The sequence below is a fragment of the Candidatus Palibaumannia cicadellinicola genome (assembly GCF_000754265.1).
Taxonomy (GTDB): domain Bacteria; phylum Pseudomonadota; class Gammaproteobacteria; order Enterobacterales; family Enterobacteriaceae; genus Baumannia; species Baumannia cicadellinicola_B.
Window position 1 is genome coordinate 630,647 of record NZ_CP008985.1, and the last position, 19,733, is coordinate 650,379.

The following is a 19,733-nucleotide window of genomic DNA, read 5'->3' on the forward strand; positions in this document are numbered from 1 at the left end:
TACCCATGTTGTTAAGAGTTTATGTTCACTATTTATCATTCTAACCAACTAGATTTGCTAAAAACTCTAACTGCTAGATTAATATCTCACTGTCAGCTACGTGATCCGCTACAACCAGAAGTAATATTGGTGCAGAGCTATGGTATGGCACAGTGGATGCAGATGGAGTTAGCGGTCTCATTTAGTATTGCAGCTAATATTAACTTTTCCTTACCTGCAAGTTTCATCTGGAAAATGTTTACCTGTGTACTACCAGATGTTCCCGCCGAAAGTATGTTCTCTAAGTCAGCAATGACTTGGAGATTAATGACAATCATGCAGCGTTTTTACAATCAACCTAATTTTGATGTGATTGGTGAGTATCTACGTGATGACGTAGATAAGCGCAAACAGTTTCATTTTGCAGCACGTGTTGCAGATCTCTTTGACCAATATCTTGTCTTTCGCCCCGACTGGTTAGAAAGATGGCAGCATGGTAAACTACTGGATAATTTAGGTGAGGATCAACGCTGGCAAGCTAAGCTGTGGCAAGCATTAATCGAAGATATTTCTAGTACAAATATTTTCTTATGGCATCGTGCTAATTTATATCAGTGCTTCATTAATACCCTAATGCAAAGTGCAAAACGTCCACCAGGATTGCCTGATAGGATATTTCTTTGCGGAATTTCTTCACTACCACCTACTTATTTGCAAGCACTACAGGCGCTGGGCAACCATATAGATATTCATTTCATGTTCATAAATCCCTGCCGTTACTACTGGGGAGACATACGTAATAATACGTGTCTCACCCTACCCCTACTACAAGGACACTATCAGACGCTGACACTTAACGACCAAAGAGATCAGCCAACAGGTAATCCTCTATTAGCATCTTGGGGTAAACTAGGCAGAGATACTTTATATATGTTATCTCAGCTAAATAACGTGCAGGAAGTAGAAGCTTTTGTCGAATCATCTGGGAAAGAATGCCTGCTTAGTTTATTACAGCAAGATATACTAGAGGACTATACGGTGTATAGAGTTCACTCTGATATGCCGAATTATACCAAGAGCAAAAGATTGCTACAACTTACAGATCGTTCTCTAAGTATACACCTTTGCCATAGTCCACAGCGAGAAATAGAAGTTTTACACGATAGTCTACTGAATATTATGGCGCTCGAAACATATATTTTACCGCGTGAAGTAATTGTCATGGTTGCTGATATTGATCTTTATACCCCGGCTATTCAGGCAGTATTCGGCAATGCTGTAGCAGATCGTTATCTGCCGTTTGCTATTTCTGATCGTCAAGTAAGACATATCCATCCGGTGTTACCGGTTTTTCTCAGTCTACTTGAACTACCACGTAGTAGATTTACCGCTGAACAAGTATTAGCTCTGCTAGAGATTCCAACGCTAGCAGCCCGTTTCTCGATTAGTAAAGAACATTTGAAGTTATTACGTCAATGGGTAGCAGAATCTGGGATTCGCTGGGGGCTCGATGATGATACCCAGCGTGATCTGATGTTGCCAGCAACTGGTCAACATACCTGGCAGTTTGGTTTAAACCGCATGTTGTTAGGCTATGCGATGGAGAGTAAAAGCGGAGCTTGGCAGGGAATTCTACCTTATGATGAATCAAGCGGACTAATAGCTGAATTGGTAGGCAAGTTGGCGGAACTACTTATGATATTACGCCGCTGGCGCAATAACTTAGCTAAGCCTCGTCAGCTAAAAGAATGGCTAACCTGCGCAAGCGATATAATAAAAGATTTTTTCATCCCGGAAGTTGAGTTCGAAGCGGAAACCGCGCTGGCGATCGTAGTAAATAACTGGCAGCAGATGCTGCAGCTTGGTATCGAAGCAAATTATGATCAACTCGTACCAATTACTATACTATATGATGAACTAATCATACGTCTTAAGAAAGAACGGACAAGCCAACGTTTTCTGGCAGGTCACATAAACTTTTGTACCATTATGCCAATGCGCTCGATTCCTTTTAAAGTAGTTTGTCTGCTCGGAATGAACGACGGTGTATACCCGCATTCTAAGTTACCGGTAGGTTTCGATTTAATTGCACAGCAGCCGCGTTGCGGCGATCGTAATAGGCGCGATGAAGATCGCTATCTTTTTCTTGAAGCATTATTATCTGCCCAACAACGACTATACATCAGTTTTATTGGTAGGGCAATCCAAGATAATACGCCACGCTATCCATCGGTATTGGTTCGTGAGCTAACTGATTATATTGCACAAAGTTTTTATCTCCCCGGTGATGAACAGCTTGACGAAGAAACGAGCGCGATGCATGTGCGGACTCAGTTATGGCAATGGCACAGTCGCATGCCTTTTGCGCCTGAAAATTTTATACCAGGTAGTGAAAATCATAGTTTTGCTAAGGAATGGCTTGGAGCCGCTAAAGTTAAAGCTAGTTGTGATGTTGAGGGCAAGCCACCAAATTTTATTAGGTTACTAAAGGGTAAATCAGAAGATGTGCTGTTGTTAGATAATTTGCATCGTTTTTATAACCATCCAGTACGTGCCTGGTTTCAGCAGAGACTAGCTATTTGGTTTTGCAAAGAACCACAAGATATCGCTGAAGCAGAACCATTTACTATAACTGGTATTAACCGTTATCAGATTAACGAAATACTATTAAAGACACTCATTGAAGAAAAAGACCTTGATGTATTATACCAAAAAGTGCGTGCAGCTGGTCTACTAACTTATGGTGCTTTTGGCAAATTATACTGGACCAAACAGTGCCATAAAATGACGATATTAGCAGATAATATACGTAGATTTCTTCTGCCGGAGCCGCGTAGCCAGGAAGTCATATTAACTATTGGTAACACAGAGCTGACTGGCTGGTTATCGCAAGTGCAAGATAATGGCTTATTACGCTGGCGTCCGAGTTATCTTGCTATGAAAGATGGTTTACAACTATGGATCGAACATCTTGCCTATTGCGCTATGGGCGGTAAGGGTGAAAGCCGTATGTTTGGTACCAATAGTCAGTGGCATTTCTTAGCAGTCTCAGCAGAGGAAGCTCAGAAGTATTTACAAATTATAGTTAATGGTTATTGGCAAGGAATGTCAGAGCCCTTATTTTTACTAAATCGTTCAGGTGGAGCATGGCTTCATTACTGCTTTAACCGTAAAACTAGGACTATAAATTGGGAAGAAAACTGTCAAAGAGAAGCGCGTGATAAAATGATGCAGGCTTGGCAAGGAGATAAATTTTTTCCTGGTGAAAATAGCGATCCCTATTTACAACGGCTAATACGTGAATTTAATGAAAAAGATATTATAGCAACAATTAAAGCGGCAGAGTCTTATTTTCTACCACTGTTAAAGCGTAATATTGCGGATATTATCAAATATGACTCAAAGGAAAATCAATAAGTTTAGCACAACACACAGTCTTATTAACCCAATTACTTTGCCGCTCCAACATAGTTGCTTGATAGAAGCTTCTGCTGGTACCGGAAAAACCTATACTTTAGTTGCACTTTATCTTAGATTGCTACTAGGTCTAGGCGGAGAATCCGCCTACTATCGGCCATTAAGCGTAAAAGAAATTTTATTAGTAACATTTACGGAGGCAATAACCCAAGAGCTACGTTGCCGTATCCGCGAGAATATTCACCGTTTACGTCTGTCCTGTTTTTGTGGCTACAGTAACGATCCACTACTAGCAGCCCTACTAGTACAACTAAAAAATTTGCCACTAGCTGCCCGCCAATTACTTACTGCAGAACAGCAAATAGATGAGGCAGCGATATTTACAATTCATAGTTTTTGCAAGAGGATGCTCAATCATAGCTCGCTAGAATCTGCAGTGCTGTTTCCAAACCATTTTGTAGAAGATGAATCATATTTGCTTCAACAGGTAAGTGCTGACTTCTGGCGGCGTTACTGCTATCCATTACCAGAGACGATAGCGCGAATAATTCAGCAGCAGTGGAAAAGCCCTAATCATCTCCTAATAGAACTCTTGCCTTATCTACATAGCGAAGCGCTAGTTGTCTCTAATCCACTCAATAAAAATAAGTCAATTATTGATTGTCATAACAGCATTATTGCCAAGATTAATGCATTGAAGCAACAATGGAATACTTTTGCACAGCATCTACCTCTGATCCTTAAGAGAAATAATTTAAATAGCTTAGTATATAGTAAAAAAAATCTATTGTGCTGGCTCAAAAAAATAAGTATATGGGCTCATGAACCAACAGTGGATTACGAAATCCCAAAGGAATTAGAACGATTCAAAACTTCGGTACTAAAGAAAAATACTTGCCGGGGAGAACCCCAGCATCATTTATTATTTGAGTCTATAGAAGAATTATACCGTCAACCCTTGTCGCTGCGAGAATTCATTTTGATGTTAGCGCTTGATGAGATACGCCAATCTTTAGCGCAAGAAAAAAAACTACGGGATGAGATTGGATTTGATGATTTACTCAAACGTTTCGAGAGCGCACTAGCTAGCAAGGGAGGCGAAGCTATCGCACAGGCTGTGCGTAGTAGATATCCGGTGGCGATGATTGATGAATTCCAGGATACAGACCCACAGCAATACCGCATATTTAACCGTTTATATGGCGTGTCTACTAGCTCAGTATTATTACTCATTGCTGATCCTAAACAAGCTATTTACTCATTTCGTGGTGCGGATATTTTTACTTATATGCGCGCGCGTGAATTAGTAAAGTATCACTACACACTTGATACTAACTGGCGGTCTGCTCCTGGAATGATAAATGCTGTTAATCAGCTATTCCTATGCTTACCTACGCCATTTATTTTTCGCGATATTCCATTTCAACCAGTAGCTGCTGCAAAGTGTAACGCTAGGTTGCGGTTTTTACTACACAACAAACCACAACCTGCAATGTTATTATGGCTACAAGTAAGTAATGCCGTAGGAGTTAGTGATTACCAAAAGATTATGGCGCGCCAGTGTGCTACCACTGTAAGCGACTGGCTAAGAGCCGCCTCTTCTGGGCTAGCATGGTTGGAAGGAAATCAAAGAAAGCAGCCATTACAGGCATCGGATATTGCGGTTTTGGTACGCGACCGCAACGAAGCAGCACTAATTAGCGATGCACTGACAGTATTATCGATCCAGTCTATTTACCTTTCTAACCTTAATAGTGTGTTTAATACAGCTGAGGCACGTGAAATAATGTGGCTATTACAGGCTGCTTTGGAGCCTGAACAAGACACTAAACTACGCTGCGCTTTAGCTACTAGCTTACTAGGCTGTGACGCTGAGGTTATCGAGGCTTTTAATAGTGATGAGTACTATCGTAATAAATGGATAGCTGAATTTACTACCTACCGTAACATTTGGCTACAGCGCGGCGTTTGGCCTATGTTGCATCATATAATAATTAGAAACAGTATGGCAGAATTATTACTAGCCCGCAGCGGCGGTGAGCGTTGTTTTACAAACGTGTTACATTTAGGTGAGTTATTACAGGAAGTATCGGTACAGCTAGATAATGAATATGCGCTAGTGCGTTGGCTGTCTTCGCAGATTAGATCACCAAATAAGAAGGATAAAAATCAGCAACTGTGGCTAGAAAGCGATAGTCATCTAGTGCAGATTATGACTGTACATAAATCTAAAGGATTAGAGTTTCCACTAGTTATACTTCCGTTTGCTTGTAATTTCCGACAGAAAAAATCGTCGTTATTTCATGATAGACAACAATATCAAGCCTGGTTTGATTTAAGTGCGTCGCCTAATAGTATCAAGCTAACGGAAGAGGAACGTCTAGCAGAAGATTTACGGCTATTGTATGTAGCAGTAACTCGTTCAATTTACCACTGCTGTATCGGCATCGCTCCGCTATTTCATGGTAGTCGTCAAAAAACTGGTACTAGCGATTTGCACTTCAGTGCCTTAGGTTACCTAATACAACAGGGAAATGTTGGTAACGCGATATTTCTACGTAGCCAATTAGAAAAGTTGCGGTATCGTGCAGGAGGAGATATAGCATTATGTGACATTAATAATCCACAATCTTTGCCGCTGACATCTGTACCAGCACAAACTACTAATATCGCTCTGAGGGCACGATCTTGGCAAACTCCTTCATTTGATCTCTGGCGAGTAACCAGTTACACGGGTTTACAACAAAACAGCACATCGGTCATGGTAGATCGACAACCACGGTTTAATGTAGAGCCAGCTGGCAATAACCATAACTACCAGCAGAATATACAGCAACTAACACCACATACTTTCCCATGTGGTGCATTAGCTGGAAAGTTTTTACACAGCCTATTCGAAAATCTAGATTTTACTAAGTCACTAGATAGTAATTGGTTGAGTAGAGAGCTAATGAAAAATTGTCTCGATCAAAGTTGGCTCCCAGTCCTTCAACAGTGGATCAAAAAAGTAGTTACTACGTCGCTTAACGGTACTACGCTGTCACTCAATAGGCTAAATCGCGGGAGTTGTTGTGCTGAGTTACCATTTATACTACCGGTAAATACAGTCGTTAAGGCGCAAGATATGGATAAGTTATGTAAGCATTATGATCTTTTGTCAGCGCGTTGTCCCCCGCTAGATTTTCCACCAGTAAAAGGAATGCTGAAAGGAGTGATTGATCTCGTGTTTTGTTGGCAAGAGCGTTATTACCTGCTGGATTATAAATCTAACTGGCTTGGTCAGGACAATGATGCTTACACCAAGTTGGCCGTAGAGCAGGCAATGATCATACATAGATACGAATTACAATACCAGCTTTATACCCTAGCGCTGCACCGCTATATGCGTCAAAGATTGGTAGATTACGACTATCAACGTAATTTTGGTGGGATTTTTTATCTTTTTCTCCGTGGTGTTAACATTGATTTACCTTGTAATAGTATTTATACGTGTCGGCCAGATGTAGCGCTAATAAATAGATTAGATCAGATGTTTAGCGGCGAAGCATATACTTAAGGTCAATTGAATATTGAACCTAAACCTAAGTATTAATATTAATCAATCATTTCAGCTACAGGTATCTAAATGGAAGAAATTATACTTCAGGCACAAAAGCTATGTTTATGGCGACCGTTAGATATTCAATTTGCTCGTATGGTGGCAGCGCCATCACATTCACCACAGGCATTATTGCTCGCAAGCGCTTGTCTTAGTGCTGATGTAGGGTTAGGGCATGTCTGTCTACCGCTATTACTATTAACACCTAAGAAACTATTCGACGGTCGCTACCCAAAACTAGCGTTACAAGCGTGGCAACAAGTTGGTAGCCTAAAGCTTAAAGCTTGGCAACATTTACTACTAACATCACCATCCGTCAGTGATGGTTCACGCTCAACACCCTTAGTACTAGATAACCAGCGTCTTTATTTGCATCGTATGTGGCGATATGAATGCACAATTGCGTATTTTTTTCAACGGCAGTTTAGACCACGAGTTGTCACTGATGAGAACCGTATTCGTGCCGTACTAAATAGGCTGTTCCCGACCAAAGATCAGATGATTAACTGGCATAAAATTGCTATTGCTGTAGCGCTAATCGACCAAGTAGTGCTGATATCAGGGGGTCCTGGTACCGGTAAAACTACAATTGTGGCTAAATTACTAGCAGCAATATTGCTTCTAAGTGATAACGCGCGTTTGCGCATAATGATAGCTGCCCCAACTGGTAAAGCCGCTGCCCGCTTGAGCGAGTCCCTTGCTCAAGCAATACAAAAGATGCAATTAGATAACAGTTTGCGACAACAGATAGCTTGTCAGGCTATTACTCTACATCGATTGTTAGGTGCGCAACCTAATAGTCAGCGCATGCGCTACCATAATGATAATCAGTTGCATATAGATGTTCTTATTATTGATGAAGCATCAATGGTTGATTTTAGGATGATGGCTAATATTATCGATGCTCTGCCGGCGCACACTAGGGTCATTTTTCTTGGCGATCGCTATCAGTTAGCATCGGTCGAAACCGGAGCAGTATTTAGAGATTTATGTCAATTTGCGAATACTGGTTACAGCGTTCAGCGCTGTCAAGAACTATCCAGGTTGACTGGTTATAGACTCTCTACTAAAAAAAATCACGAGGGTAGGTATGATAGTAGGTATAAAATAGCCGATAGTCTATGTTTATTACGTAAAAGCTACCGTTTTAACTACCATTCTGGTATTAGCCGTTTAGCTCACGCTATTAATGTTGGTGATATACAAAATACTCTAGCGTTACTAAATTCGAAACAATATGCGGACATTCACTATATACCTAGACGAGAGGAACAGGATTACCAAAAGATGATAAATGACTCTATTACTAGCTACTACTACTATTTGAAACTGGTATATGCAGGTGAATCACCACACGCTATCATAGCAAAGTTTAACAATTACCGGTTACTAACCACACTACGTGAAGGTCAATTTGGTGTCTCTGGCTTAAATAGTAGTATTGAGCAAATGTTGATGAACTACGGTCTGATTAAGAAAATAGGCTGCAGTTATGCTGGCCGGCCGATTATAATTCTACATAACGCGCCGTCACTCGGTTTATATAACGGAGATATTGGAATGGTGCTTTCGTCCGGGCAGCATATACTATGTGCGTATTTTATATTGCCTGATAGCAGCATTAAAGCTGTGCCAATAAGCTGTCTCCCGAAACACGAAACTGCTTTTGCCATGACAGTACATAAATCGCAGGGATCAGAGTTTACGCATACAGCGCTGGTACTACCAGACAATATATGCCCAGTATTAACACGTGAGCTTCTATATACTGGAGTGACTAGAGCACGCCAACTCCTTTATATTTATGCTCCTGATAATGGTATCCTAGCTCAGACTATTGCTACTACTATTCAGCGTCGTAGCGGACTAAAAGAACGGTTCTTATCAGAACCTAACAGCTACACACTCTAGCTTTATTAATCTTTTGAACTGAATTGCATTATAATACAGCATTATATGATAATTAAAAGTCAAAGCAAAAAGTAATAGGCTGTACTTGATTTGGTAAAGGACAACGATGACAAAATGAGGATAACAGAGAATGGTTCTTGGTAAACCACAAACTGACCCTACACTAGAATGGTTCTTGTCTCATTGCCATATTCATACGTATCCATCGAAGAGTACGTTGATTTACCAGGGTGAAAAAGCAGATACTCTCTACTACCTTGTGAAGGGTTCAGTGGCGGTGCTGATAAAGGATGAAGAAGGCAAAGAAATGATTCTCTCTTATCTTAATAAAGATAATTTTATTGGTGAGTTAGGATTATTTGAAGAAAGTCAGGAACGTAGCGCTTGGGTGCGAGCAAAAACTGCTTGCGAAATAGCTGAAATATCTTATAAAAAATTCCGACAGCTTATTCAAGTCAATCCGGATATTATTATGCGCCTAGCATCACAGATTGCTAGTCGCCTGCAGGTGACTTCAGAGAAAGTAGGTAATTTAGCTTTCCTTGATGTTACCGAACGCATTGCACATACCTTACTCAATCTTACTAAACAACCAGATGCTATGACTCATCCAGATGGCATGCAAATAAAAATTACCCGCCAGGAGATCGGGCAGATTGTTGGATGTTCGCGGGAGACTGTTGGGCGAATTTTAAAAATGCTTGCAGATAAGAATCTTCTCTATGCTCATGGTAAGACGATTGTCGTCTATGGTACTCGTTAATTTTCTTTAGCATTTTTTCACAGTAAACGGTAACGGTCATATCATTCACGAAATAAAATAACGTTACTTTTATTTTGCTCACGATGAGAGCTACTAGCTGTCTAACAATCACAGCATTAGCAACGTAGTCTCAGAAAGTTTTCTAACAACTTATGTCCTTGTTCACTCATAATACTTTCCGGATGAAACTGTACACCTTTTAGTGCTAGAGAGCGATGTTGGATAGCCATAATTTCATCTTTTTCTCCTGCACGTAAACTCCAGGCTGTAACTTCTAAACAAGGCGGAATACTAGTGGGATCTAGTACTAAAGAATTATAACGTATCACTTTAAGTGGCTGTGCTAGACCAGCGAAGAGTCCTTCTCTCTGGTGCTGAATCAGCGATATTTTGCCATGCATAACTTTATGCGCCTGCACTACCTTCGCACCAAAGACCTGACCAATAGCTTGATGACCAAGGCAAACACCCAGGATAGGCAGTTTGCCGGCAAAGTAACGGATAGCGTGCAATGAAATACCAGCTTCGTCTGGCGTACCGGGACCAGGTGAAATAACTAGTTGCTGTGGTGCTAACTGCTTAATCTCCATAATATTAATGTTATCATGTCGTCTTACCTCTACCTGTGCACCTAATTCAGAAAAATATTGATATAGGTTCCAGGTAAATGAATCATAGTTATCGATTATCAATAGTTTACTCATAAAATGGCCTTTAAATTGGTTACAAAGCGCATAGGATATCTTTCTAAGAGAGGATACAATGTGTTATCTCCCCGTTAATTCTCTATCAAGCAAAGTAATCATTTTATGTCAGATAAAATAAATTTACCCCTAGATAACCAGGTAGAGGGTTTAAAAATGCCACCCCATTCGTTAGAAGCGGAACAGTCAATACTGGGAGGCTTAATGCTAGATAATAAGCGGTGGGATAATGTATCCGAACGTGTAACAACTCCTGATTTTTTTCATCGTCCGCACCGGTTAATTTTCAGAGAAATGCAACGTTTATTAGACATGAGTAAACCGATAGATTTGATAACTCTTTCTGAATCTCTGGAGCAGAAAGGTGAGCTAGACGCTGTGGGTGGTTTTGCCTATCTAGCGGAATTATCGAAAAATACCCCGAGTGTTGCTAATATTTCTGCTTACGCAGATATTGTACGTGAACGTGCTGTGGTACGTGAAATGATAACTGTAGCTCATGAGATAGCAAATGCTGGATATGATCCGCAAGGTCGGAGTAGTGAAAATCTACTAGATTTTGCAGAATCTCGGGTATTCCAGATAGCTGAGAATCGTGCCAACAAAGATGAAGGTCCCAAAAGTATTGACCGTATTCTAGAAGATACCGTGACGCGCATAGAACAGTTGTATCAAAATCCACATAATGGTGTCACTGGTATATCTAGTGGTTACCAGGATCTAGATAAAAAAACGGCTGGTCTCCAGAAGTCTGATTTAATTATCGTTGCTGCGCGACCATCAATGGGAAAAACGACTTTCGCTATGAATATGTGCGAAAACGCTGCGATGACCGAAGCAAAGCCGGTGCTAATTTTTAGCCTCGAGATGTCTGGTGAACAGATTATGATACGTATGCTATCTTCACTATCGCGTGTAGATCAAACACGTATTCGTACTGGTAGGTTAGACGATGAGGATTGGGCACGATTATCTAGTACTATGGGTATTCTACTAGAAAAGCGGAATATGTATATTGATGACTCATCTGGTTTAACACCGACAGAAGTACGTTCCCGTGCACGGCGGGTATTCCGTGAACATAATGGATTAAGTATGATTATGATTGACTACTTACAACTAATGCGTGTACCAGCGCTAGCTGATAATCGTACGTTAGAGATTGCAGAAATATCACGCTCGCTGAAAGCCTTAGCTAAGGAGCTACAGGTACCGGTAGTAGCGCTTTCTCAGCTTAATAGAAGCCTAGAGCAGCGAGCAGATAAGCGACCGGTAAATTCAGACCTACGTGAATCAGGCTCTATAGAACAAGATGCTGACTTAATTATATTTATCTATCGTGACGAAGTTTATCATGATAATAGCGAAATGAAAGGTATCGCTGAAATTATTATTGGTAAACAGCGTAACGGCCCTATTGGTACTGTACGATTAACTTTTAACGAACAGTGGTCGCGTTTTGATAATTATGCTGGTCTACAGGATCTAGATTAGTACAATCTATTTATTTCATAGTTTTATTAATATCTAGTTACTTAGTTATAGCATATAATAGATATAGTAATAGTAAATGATATTAATCATCTCATCCTTATAACACTTAGTATTTGATCAAACTATACTAGAGAAAAATTTTTCTTAAACTCTATCTCCGAAGTTAAACAAAGATCACGAACTCCTCCTAAGAGCTAGTTGTAAGTTCAATTACTCTATGAAATCTTGCTGTCTATAACTGCAAAAAAAACTTTAGTACAATCAAAAACTACTTATCGCATTAGTATATGGGTAGATTGCACACCATATTTGGTTCAATTACTGTCACTTCATCTAATTATGTATTTTTTTACCTTATCCCCCTTGATGCTGGGTAGTGTGACCCCATCTTAATTGGCATCAAACGTTGTTGAACCTGCAAAGTAAACTAACAGCAAAAAATAAATTAACAAGTTTATGAACGCATATTAGGTTGATGATAACAACACATTAAATATTTTTGTGGAGATGTTTAGATGGGAAAAATCATAGGTATTGATTTAGGTACAACTAACTCTTGTATCGCAATTGTAGAAGGTACTAAACCTCGTGTACTAGAAAATAGTGAAGGAGATCGTACAACTCCTTCTATTATTGCTTATACCCAGGATGGTGAGATTCTTGTTGGGCAACCGGCTAAACGTCAGTCTGCTACAAACCCGCAAAATACTCTATTCGCTATTAAGCGTTTAATTGGTCGCCGTTTCCAGGATGAAGAAGTACAGCGCGATGTTAATATTATGCCTTATAAAATAATTGCTGCTGATAACGGGGATGCTTGGTTAGAGATCAAGGGCCAAAAAATGGCGCCGCCGCAGATTTCAGCGGAAATTTTGAAAAAAATGAAAAAAACTGCAGAAGATTATCTGGGTGAATCTATTACTGAAGCAGTCATTACAGTGCCTGCTTACTTTAATGATACACAGCGCCAAGCAACTAAAGATGCTGGTAGGATCGCTGGTCTAGAGGTGAAGCGCATTATCAACGAACCTACCGCTGCAGCTCTAGCCTATGGTTTAGATAAGGAAATAGGCAACCGCACTATCGCTGTCTATGATCTTGGTGGCGGTACCTTCGATATTTCTATTATCGAAATTGATGATGTTGATAGCGAGAAAACATTTGAAGTTTTAGCTACTAATGGCGATACTCATCTAGGTGGTGAAGACTTCGATAGTAGGTTAATCAACTATTTAGTAGATGAGTTTAAGAAAGACCAAGGTATCGATCTACGTAATGATCCACTGGCTATGCAACGTTTAAAAGAAGCAGCTGAGAAAGCAAAGATAGAGCTATCGGCAGCACAACAGACTGATGTAAATCTACCTTATATCACTGCTGACGCTACTGGTCCTAAGCATATGAATCTGAAAGTTACTCGTGCAAAACTTGAGTCTTTAGTAGAAGACTTAGTCCATCGTACTATGGAGCCTTTAAAAGTAGCATTGAAAGATGCCGGTCTATCTATTTCTGATATTAAAGATGTAATATTAGTTGGCGGTCAAACTCGTATGCCGCTCGTGCAGAAGAAAGTAACCGACTTTTTCAGTAAAGAGCCACGGAAAGATGTAAATCCAGACGAAGCAGTAGCTATCGGTGCTGCGGTTCAAGGTGGCGTACTATCTGGCAATGTGAAAGATGTGCTATTGCTGGACGTTACTCCGTTATCACTAGGTATCGAAACCATGGGGGGAGTGATGACGCTGCTGATTGCCAAAAATACTACCATTCCAACCAAGCACAGCCAGGTGTTTTCTACTGCAGAAGACAACCAGTCGGCTGTAACTATTCATGTACTACAGGGCGAACGTAAACGAGCAGGAGATAATAAGTCTCTGGGTCAGTTCAACCTAGACGGTATTACCCCGGCGATGCGAGGTATGCCGCAAATTGAAGTTACGTTCGACATTGATGCCGATGGTATTCTGCATGTGTCAGCTAAGGATAAAAAAAGTGGGCGTGAACAAAAAATTACTATCAAAGCATCCTCTGGTCTAAGCGAAGACGAAATTAAAAAAATGGTGCAGGAGGCAGAAGCAAATGCAGAGTCAGATCGTAAATTTGAAGAGCTAGTACAGACGCGTAATCAGGCTGATAACTTAATGCATAGCACTAGTAAACAATTAGAAGAGCATAGTAATAAGTTATCAAATGAGGACAAAAATCAGATAGAAGATGCAATTAACAATTTGAATATAGCGTTGAAAGATGAAAGCAAAGCTGATATTGAAACTAAAATGCAGGCTTTAATCCAAGTGTCTAGTAAATGTCTTAAATTTACACAACAACGAACCCAGGCAGCAGACGATAATAACGACAATACTAAGATAGATGATGATGTAGTAGACGCTGAATTCGAAGAAGTAAAAGATAAAAAATAATCGCCCCGAACAGGTTGAGTCCTCGCTGCTGTTAGTTAGAAGCTCGAGTATCAAACACAAATCTTTGTTCGTGACAGCATGTTGAGGACCAGAATAAACGATGGCGAAATCAGACTATTATCAGATTTTAGGGGTTTCTAAAAATGCGGACGAGCGTGAAATAAAAAAGGCTTATAAACGCCTCGCAATGAAATTCCACCCAGATCGTAACCCAGGAAATGCTGAAGCTGAAGTAAAATTTAAAGAGATCAAAGAAGCTTACGAAGTATTAACCGATGGGCAAAAGCGCGCAGCTTACGACCAATACGGCCATATGGCTTTTGAACAAGATAGTATGGGCGGTAATGCTGACTTCAGCGATATTTTTGGTGAAGTATTTGGTGATATATTTGGAGGAGGACGTCGGCAACGTGCCAACAGAGGATCTGATTTTCGTTATAACATGGAGCTTACTCTTGAAGAAGCAGTACGCGGAGTTACTCGTGAAATCCGTATCCCAGTATTAGATGAATGTCAAGCATGTCATGGTAATGGTGCGAAGCCAGGTACTTCATCGATAAAGTGTCCTACTTGTCAGGGGCAAGGCCAGGTACAGATACGGCAAGGGTTTTTCGCAGTACAACAAGTATGTCCTACTTGTCATGGACAGGGCAAAGTTGTCAAAGAACCTTGTATTAAATGTAATGGTCACGGTAGGATAAAAAAATCAAAAACACTATCAGTAAAAATTCCTTCAGGTATCGATACTGGTGATCGGATTCGTCTATCTGGTGAAGGCGAAGCAGGAGAGTATGGGGCACAGGCTGGTGATTTGTACGTGCAGGTGCAGGTACGTAAACATCCGATCTTCGAGCGTGAAGAGAATAACCTGTACTGTGAAGTTCCAATAAACTTTGCCATGGCCGCGCTAGGCGGTGAAATTGAAGTACCTACTATTGATGGTAGACTTAAACTTAAAGTACCGCCAGAAACTCAAACCGGCAGAGTTTTTAGAATGCGCGGCAAAGGAGTAAAATCAGTACGTAGCGGTAGCCAAGGTGATTTACTATGCCGTGTAGTAGTAGAGACTCCGGTGAAGTTAAATGAATGGCAAAAGCAGCTCTTACGGGAGCTAGAAGAAAGTTTTGGCGGACCTAGTGGTAATCAAAATAGTCCGCGGCTGAAAAGTTTTCTTGATGGAGTAAAAAAGTTTTTTGATGATTTAACAAGTTAGTTCATCTACATTCTATTGATTTGTGCAATCAGATGAGCTTTATAACGTGCTGCTTTGTTTTTATGGATTAAACCTTTGCTAGCCTGACGATCCACTACAGGTTGCATAGTAGAAAAAGCATTCTGCGCAGCTGCTTTATCTCCAGTAGCAATAGCAGTGTAGACTTTTCTTACGAAAGTTCGCACCATTGAACGTCGGCTAGCATTGTGCTGACGACGTTTTTCAGACTGTATAGCACGTTTTTTAGCTGACTTGATGTTTGCCAAAGTTTAATCTCCTAAACAATTCTCACCAGAAATTTCAAATTATTTGATTATATCAGTCTCAGCAAAAAGAATACAACAGACAAAAAAGTAATTAGTACTGTAATACCCTGCTAGTATTAGAATAGCAAGTTAACCTGAGCTATAATCTGCCGATGTCCACTCTATTGAGCCTAATATGGAGCTGATTCGCGGCATACATAACTTACAGCCACGTCACCATGGCTATGTGCTCACTATTGGCAATTTTGACGGATTTCACCGTGGTCACCAGGCACTCATCACCGCATTACTGGCTGAGGGTCGTCATCGTCGTCTACCAGTTATGGTCATGATTTTCGAACCGCAGCCGCAGGAATATTTTTCTGGTACTAGCGCCCAGGCACGTCTAACTCGTCTGCGAGATAAGGTAAAATACCTAGCTACTGCTGGAGTAGATGCGATATTATGCGTAGCTTTTAATAAAAAATTTTCTGAACTAAGTGCCCATGCGTTTTTATTTGATCTTGTAGTAGATAAGTTAGGAGCACGCTTTATTTGTGTTGGCGATGATTTTCACTTTGGTACTCGCCGCCAGGGTAATTTCACTATGCTACAGCATGCTAGTAACCAGGTTGGTTTTGAGGTCATGCGTATTATTACCTATACAGAAGGTGGGCGACGTATCAGTAGTACCGCTGTACGGAAAGCACTATTACAAGATCGTCTAGTTGAGGCTGAAATGCTGCTAGGTCACCTATACCGTATCTCAGGACGGGTGATTTATGGCGATGCACTAGGACGGACTCTTGGCTTTCCGACAGCTAATATCTCGCTTAAAGGATTACTAGCACCATTGAACGGTGTGTATGCAGTATGGGTATACGGTATAACTAAATCTCCATTGCCGGGAGTAGCTAATCTAGGTACCCGTCCGACAGTAACCGGTAATCGTGAAAGCCAGCAGCATATGGAAGTTCATTTAATTGATGTCACTTTGAACTTATACGGTTGTCATATAGAAATTGTAATATGTGCCAAAGTCCGTAACGAACAATGTTTTGTCTCTTTAGAAGAATTAAAGCAACAAATAGCAAATGATGTAGTGAGTGTTCGTCAATATTTTAAGCTAGGACCGCAACAACCAGCTTTAAAAATAATAAACCGAGAATCAAATGAATGATTATAAAAGTACTCTAAATTTACCAGAAACTAAATTTATGATGCGTGGTAATTTAGCAAAGCGTGAGCCTATAATGCTACAACGTTGGTATAAAGAAAATCTATACCAAACTATTCGCAAAGCGAAAAAGGGCAAACAAATATTTTTGTTACACGACGGTCCACCGTATGCGAACGGTAGTATTCATCTTGGTCACTCTGTTAATAAAATTCTCAAAGATATTATTATTAAGTCAAAAACATTAATGGGCTATGATTCGCCATATGTACCTGGCTGGGACTGCCATGGTCTACCTATTGAGCTTAAAGTAGAACAACTTATTGGCAAACCTGGTGAAAAAATTAGTGCTTCCGAGTTCCTTGTAGCTTGCCGTAGTTACGCAGCTGAGCAAGTAACCAGGCAGAAGAAAGAATTTATCCGCCTGGGTGTACTTGGGGACTGGGAAAACATCTATCTTACAATGAATTTTACCACAGAGGCCAACATTATTCGTGCACTAAGTAAAATAATAGCTAATGGTCACTTATATCAGGGCAATAAACCGGTTCATTGGTGCATCGATTGCCATTCTGCACTAGCAGAAGCAGAAGTCGAATATTACGATTATACGTCGCTCTCCATTGATGTTACTTTTGCCGCGACTGATGCGCATGATATCGCTGTTAGGTTCGGTGTCCCATATTTTGACCAGTCAGTTTCATTTGTAATTTGGACTACCACACCTTGGACAATACCCGCTAATCGAGCTATTTCTGTACATCCAGATTTTGATTATCAATTAGTTGAAGTGAACGGACAAGGGCTAATATTAGCTGCTGATCTAGTTAATAGTGTGCTACAGCGGATCGGTATAACCGACTGGACAATACTTGGCAGCGTCAAAGGACACGTACTGGAGCTACTGCGGTTCCGTCATCCGTTTATGGGTTTTGATATCCCAGTTATTCTCAGCAAACACGTCACCCTAAATACTGGTACTGGGGCCGTTCATACCTCTCCTGGTCATGGTATGGAAGATTATATAATCGGCATTAAGTACGGTCTAGAAGTAGCAAATTTAGTTGGTCCTGACGGTTGCTATCTAACGGGTACTTTTTCATCACTTGATGGTGTACAAGTTTTTCATAGCAATAGCATCATAATAGGTCTACTGCAAGAGAGTCGTACACTCTTACATACAGAAAAACTACAGCATAGTTATCCACATTGCTGGCGCCATAAAACTCCGCTGATATTTCGTGCTACACCACAGTGGTTTATTAGCATGGATCAAAAATTCCTACGTCAAAAGTCGCTCAAAGAAATCAATAAAATAAAATGGATACCTAGCTGGAGCCAAGCGCGCATTTATCATATGGTTGCTAACCGCCAAGACTGGTGCATTTCACGTCAACGAATTTGGGGTGTTCCAATGTCATTATTTGTACATAACGATACTAATACATTACACCCGCAGACTAGCGAAATCATGGAAAAAGTAGCTAAACTAGTTGAGAAATATGGTATCCAGGCTTGGTGGGATCTAGATCTAACAACAATATTAGGTCATGATGCAGCTAATTATCGCAAAATTACTGATACACTAGATGTATGGTTCGATTCTGGTTCGACACACTCATCGGTTGTTGAGGCACGACCAGAATTTTCTGGTAATGATGTAGATATGTATCTAGAAGGAGCCGATCAGCATCGTGGCTGGTTTATGTCATCATTAATGAGCTCCACTGCTATAAAAGGCAGGGCGCCATGTCGACAAGTACTGACCCATGGTTTTACCGTAGATGGTAATGGACGTAAGATGTCTAAATCGGTTGGGAACGTGGTGAGCCCACAGCAAATTGTAGACAAATTAGGTGCAGATATTTTGCGTCTGTGGATAGCTTCTACTGAGTATTCCGATGAAATAGCAATTTCAGATGAAATACTAAAAAGCTCAACTGATACGTATCGTCGTATACGTAATACCGCGCGCTTCTTATTAGCAAATCTAAATGGTTTCGATCCAGCACTACATAGTGTTAGCCCAGATAAAATGATAGTCTTAGATCGGTGGGCAGTCGGTCGTGCACAGGTTGCTCAAAAGCAAATCGTCGCAGCTTACGATAGCTATGATTTTCATAATGTTGTACAACGTATTATGCAATTCTGTTCAGTAGAAATGGGATCTTTCTATCTAGATATCATCAAAGACCGCCAATACACTACTAAATCGGATAGTATTGCCCGACGTAGCTGCCAAACAGCACTTTTTCATATTATCGAAGCACTAGTGCGATGGATCGCTCCGATTATATCGTTTACCGCCGACGAAATATGGGGCTTCATACCGGGAAAACGTTCGCAGTATGTGTTCACGGAAGAGTGGTATCATAACTTGTTAAGATTAGATGCTGTACAGCCAATGAATGATGCTTACTGGGACACATTGCAGCAAGTTCGCAACGATGTTAATCAGGTAATTGAACAGGCACGTACTAATAAACAAATTGGTAGTTCTCTTGAGGCACAAGTCACACTATACTCAGAACCTATTCTTGCCATGCAACTACGTAAACTAGGCGATGAGTTGCACTTTGCATTGCTTACCTCAGCAGCACAGGTGGCTGATTATGCTAATGCTAGCGATGACGCACTTCAGAGCCCAAGAATAAAAGGGCTTAAAATTGCCCTAAATAATGCTATAGGTAAAAAATGCCAGCGTTGTTGGCATTATGAAAAGGATATTGGACAGAATACCGAACATCCTGAAATTTGTGGTCGTTGTTTTACTAATCTAGCCGGCCCGGGCGAAGAGCGTAAGTTTGTCTAA

The 19,733-nt window shown here is 40.6% G+C and carries 11 protein-coding genes; 9 read left to right on the forward strand and 2 right to left on the reverse strand.

The window, feature by feature from the left end; all coding sequences use genetic code 11:
- Positions 1 to 21: 21 nt before the first annotated feature.
- From recC to crp, 4 genes are all read left to right on the forward strand, one after another.
- Positions 22 to 3,396: an exodeoxyribonuclease V subunit gamma gene (recC, locus tag IM45_RS03030; RefSeq protein WP_038499122.1), complete on the forward strand. Its 3,375-nt coding sequence runs from the start codon at positions 22 to 24 to the stop codon at positions 3,394 to 3,396.
- Positions 3,374 to 6,952: an exodeoxyribonuclease V subunit beta gene (gene recB / locus IM45_RS03035; RefSeq protein WP_038499126.1), complete on the forward strand. Its 3,579-nt coding sequence runs from the start codon at positions 3,374 to 3,376 to the stop codon at positions 6,950 to 6,952. Before recC ends, recB begins: the two co-directional genes overlap by 23 nt.
- 69 nt (positions 6,953 to 7,021) lie before the next feature.
- Positions 7,022 to 8,905 (forward strand): exodeoxyribonuclease V subunit alpha, encoded by a 1,884-nt coding sequence (recD, locus tag IM45_RS03040; protein ID WP_038499129.1) that lies wholly within the window; start codon positions 7,022 to 7,024, stop codon positions 8,903 to 8,905.
- Positions 8,906 to 9,035: 130 nt separating this feature from the next.
- Positions 9,036 to 9,668, forward strand: a complete 633-nt coding sequence (crp, locus tag IM45_RS03045) for a cAMP-activated global transcriptional regulator CRP (RefSeq protein ID WP_038499132.1) — start codon at positions 9,036 to 9,038, stop codon at positions 9,666 to 9,668.
- 116 nt (positions 9,669 to 9,784) lie between these two features.
- On the opposite strand, the gene IM45_RS03050 is transcribed toward crp, so the two are convergent.
- Positions 9,785 to 10,372 carry an anthranilate synthase component II gene (locus IM45_RS03050; RefSeq protein ID WP_038499135.1) on the reverse strand — a complete coding sequence of 196 codons (588 nt, stop codon included), beginning with the start codon at positions 10,370 to 10,372 and terminating at the stop codon, positions 9,785 to 9,787.
- A gap of 105 nt (positions 10,373 to 10,477) precedes the next feature.
- Here IM45_RS03050 and dnaB point away from each other — a divergent pair, with 105 nt between their 5' ends.
- From dnaB to dnaJ, 3 genes are all read left to right on the forward strand, one after another.
- The gene (dnaB, locus tag IM45_RS03055; RefSeq protein WP_038499138.1) at positions 10,478 to 11,866 is read left to right on the forward strand and encodes a replicative DNA helicase; all 1,389 of its coding nucleotides are present in this window, start codon (positions 10,478 to 10,480) and stop codon (positions 11,864 to 11,866) included.
- Positions 11,867 to 12,381: 515 nt separating this feature from the next.
- Positions 12,382 to 14,286: a molecular chaperone DnaK gene (dnaK, locus tag IM45_RS03060; protein WP_038499141.1), complete on the forward strand. Its 1,905-nt coding sequence runs from the start codon at positions 12,382 to 12,384 to the stop codon at positions 14,284 to 14,286.
- A gap of 100 nt (positions 14,287 to 14,386) precedes the next feature.
- Positions 14,387 to 15,499, forward strand: a complete 1,113-nt coding sequence (gene dnaJ, locus IM45_RS03065; RefSeq protein ID WP_038499144.1) for a molecular chaperone DnaJ — start codon at positions 14,387 to 14,389, stop codon at positions 15,497 to 15,499.
- Between the two features lie 5 nt (positions 15,500 to 15,504).
- Here dnaJ and rpsT read toward each other — a convergent pair whose 3' ends face one another.
- Positions 15,505 to 15,765 carry a 30S ribosomal protein S20 gene (rpsT, locus tag IM45_RS03070; RefSeq protein ID WP_038499148.1) on the reverse strand — a complete coding sequence of 87 codons (261 nt, stop codon included), beginning with the start codon at positions 15,763 to 15,765 and terminating at the stop codon, positions 15,505 to 15,507.
- Positions 15,766 to 15,940: 175 nt separating this feature from the next.
- Here rpsT and ribF point away from each other — a divergent pair, with 175 nt between their 5' ends.
- Together ribF and ileS are read left to right on the forward strand one after the other, a co-directional pair.
- Positions 15,941 to 16,924 (forward strand): bifunctional riboflavin kinase/FAD synthetase, encoded by a 984-nt coding sequence (gene ribF / locus IM45_RS03075; protein ID WP_051984615.1) that lies wholly within the window; start codon positions 15,941 to 15,943, stop codon positions 16,922 to 16,924.
- Positions 16,917 to 19,733 (forward strand): isoleucine--tRNA ligase, encoded by a 2,817-nt coding sequence (gene ileS / locus IM45_RS03080; protein WP_038499152.1) that lies wholly within the window; start codon positions 16,917 to 16,919, stop codon positions 19,731 to 19,733. The genes ribF and ileS overlap by 8 nt, the downstream gene beginning before the upstream one ends.